Origin of the sequence: Vibrio sp. 10N.222.48.A3 (genome assembly GCF_041475345.1) — a bacterium.
In the GTDB taxonomy this organism is placed as follows: Bacteria; Pseudomonadota; Gammaproteobacteria; order Enterobacterales; family Vibrionaceae; genus Vibrio; species Vibrio tasmaniensis_A.
On sequence record NZ_JBFRVX010001704.1, the window covers coordinates 1 to 1,266 of the forward strand.

2 protein-coding genes are annotated in these 1,266 nt (G+C 41.3%); one reads left to right on the top strand and one right to left on the bottom strand.

The features are described 5' to 3' along the window. Nucleotides 1-522, bottom strand: a 522-nt coding sequence (locus AB4653_RS28510) for an MATE family efflux transporter (RefSeq protein ID WP_372105997.1), incomplete at its 3' end; no start/stop codon positions are given. Between the two features lie 161 nt (nt 523-683). On the opposite strand from AB4653_RS28510, the gene AB4653_RS28515 reads away from it, so the two are divergent. After that, a partial coding sequence (locus AB4653_RS28515; RefSeq protein WP_372105999.1) for a riboflavin synthase subunit alpha occupies nt 684-1,266 on the top strand: 583 nt, incomplete at its 3' end.

A 1,266-nucleotide genomic window follows, 5' to 3' on the forward strand; every position in this document is an offset into this window, starting at 1 on the left:
GTTAAGCGGGATGTTTAATAGCAAGCCAATAAAACCAATCACCATTGCAGGCTTAGTTAAAGACATACCATCTGTAAAGCTTCTCAATGTTTGGAACAACAAAAATGCAGGGACAGCAAACATCACCGCATTCATATAACCGATGGTTTTTTCTGCCATGAGTTGTTCTATGTCCATCCACTCCAATATCAGTTGTGTCTGAAAAAGTACGCCAATGATTGGAAGGGAGATGGCAAGCGCTAAAAACGCACCTTGTTGAATCTCAAATGGAATTTTTACTTGTCTACCAGAACCATGTAGTTGTGCAACGACAGGAACCAACGCCATCAACAGACCCACACCAAATAAGATTGATGGTAGCCAGATACTTGCTGCAATCGAAACCGCCGCCATATCGATAGCACTTACACCACCGGCCATTACGGTATCGACAAAACCCATTCCAGTTTGTGCAACAGATGCGATTAATACTGGGGTCGCAAGTTTGATTAGATTCGAGGATTCTTCTTTGTAACGATGCACAAACAACTCCAAATAAGAGGGAAAATTAGAATAATAGTGTAGGAAAGGACATTCTGAAGGAATCAGAGACAATGATCTTAAGCTTCCACTGGACGAATCATAAAGAAATGTCACAATAACTGCTATGAAAAACTGTTATTAGAATGCTAAATAGGAATCTTATGTTTACAGGTATCGTTCAAGGAATGGCAACACTGGTTGCTATAAACAAAAAAGAGTTGTTTCAGACTCATACCATTGAGCTAAGCAACGAAATGGTTGAGGGATTAGCGATTGGTGCCTCAGTAGCTCATAACGGTTGTTGCTTAACGGTAACGGAAATTTCAGGAAACCACATTGCTTTTGATTTGATGCAAGCCACATTGCGATTGACGAACTTAGGCCAACTGACTGTTGGTGATAAAGTGAATGTTGAGCGAGCCGCAAAATTTGGTGATGAAATTGGCGGGCATAGTATGTCTGGCCACATTACGTTGATGGCGAACTTAGTGGATGTGATCAAGACTGAAAACAACCGCACGCTTTGGTTTGAGTTGCCACAAGAATCAATGAAGTATGTATTGAGCAAGGGTTATATTGGCGTTGATGGTTGTTCATTGACGATAGGTGAAGTGGAAGAGAACCGTTTCTCTGTACACTTGATTCCTGAAACGCTAAATCGCACTTTGTTTGGCAGCCGCGAAGTAGGCGACCAAGTAAATATTGAGTTTGATCCTCAAACACAAGCGATTGTTGATACTGTTG